Origin of the sequence: Massilibacillus massiliensis, from assembly GCF_900086705.1 — a bacterium.
GTDB lineage: Bacteria > Bacillota > Negativicutes > FLKF01 > FLKF01 > Massilibacillus > Massilibacillus massiliensis.
This window is the reverse complement of the sequence record NZ_LT575477.1, coordinates 1-1,410: the sequence shown is the minus strand read 5'-3', so window position 1 is coordinate 1,410 and position 1,410 is coordinate 1. Positions and strand designations below refer to the sequence as shown.

Annotated in this window: 1 protein-coding gene; it reads right to left on the bottom strand. The window is 36.1% G+C overall.

Annotated elements, in window-relative coordinates:
- Positions 1-55 precede the first annotated feature (55 nt).
- Positions 56-1,279, bottom strand: a complete 1,224-nt coding sequence (locus BN6559_RS00005; RefSeq protein WP_110952828.1) for an ISL3 family transposase — start codon at positions 1,277-1,279, stop codon at positions 56-58.
- Between the last annotated feature and the right edge of the window lie 131 nt (positions 1,280-1,410).

Below are 1,410 nucleotides of genomic sequence, written 5' to 3'. Positions count from 1 at the left end.
GGCTCTTTGTCAAATGTTGTGGTTTAGACAGGATGGAAAAATCCATCCTGTCTTTTTATATGCAGATTTCTGTAAAAATTCGTTTCTTTCGCACTTTTCTTCTTTCCGGATTGTTTAATAAATAGATAATGCGCCGTTTAAAGTTATCAAAATTTCTGTAGCTGTAACATATTCTTTTTAGGTTCTTTATTGTCGTATTGCATCCTTCTGTAAAGCCATTGTTATAGCCGGTTGCTATTGCATGTAGGATTTCCGTTTTCCACTGAATCGTTGTATTCCATAAAGTTTGAAAGGGTTTCAAATTTTGCTTTTCTACGGCTGCTTGAAATCCTTTCAGCTTTTGTATAAATTGCTTGCTGTCTTTGCTGTCAAGAAGATCAAAATAAACTTCTTTCATTGCGTAGGCAGCAGATAAATCCTCTGAGTAATTCAGCATGACTTGCAAAGCTGCACGGTCTTCATCGTTAGAAAGATTCTTTTCTCTAGTGAGCATAAGATATCTAGCACGTTTAAAATACCTTCGCTGATTTTCTGGAAGGTTGCTTTGCACCTGCTTTCGAATGGTATTTAAAGCGTCATTTGCCATTCGTACCGCATGAAATTTATCTGCTGCAATTTTGGCATTCGGAAAGCATTCTTTGGCCATTTTTCTAAAGGATGAACTTAAATCTATACTCACATGCTTAACTTTTAAGCGCTCGGCTAAAGGATAGGCAAGGATCTTTGCATAAAGGATATCCGGAGAACGATCTTCAATAATATTTAAGCAAGTGTAGTTATTCAGATCGTTTATGACGACCTGAAATTTTGCGCCAGCATTGCCTTTAAACTCATCAATCGAGATAGATGAGGAAAGATTAGATGAAGCGGGAGAAACCGATTTAAACAAACGCTGTACCGTAGAGATTGAAAGTTTATATCGGTGAGCAATATCGGTAGAAGTAACCAAAAACCCATGTTCTTGAAGTATTTTAGCAATAAGTTCACGAGACATTCGCTGGTATTTGGAAAGAAGAGAATTCTGTTCAGAAAAAGCTTTCCCGCAAGAGGAACATCTGTACCTGCGTCTGCGATAGACAAGGAGGAACTCTGTATTTGAGAGCAACAAAGTTTTAACAGGCTGATGTCTATAGTCATGAATTTTTAAAGTTTGTGTCTGACAATGAGGGCAGGCATGGGATTTTACAGGTAAGGTGAGTAAAAAAGTATGATCATCGATGAGTTTTAAACTGTTTTCTGGTAAATGCATAATAGATGTGATAAAATTCATATTGGACATGGCGATTTCTCCTAGATGTTAGTTTTGGTCAATTAATATTTTACTAGAAATCTCCCATGTCTTTTTGTATGCAAAAAAATAAATGTTGTAGTTTTGATTTTCATCAAAACCACAACATTTATTATAGAGCC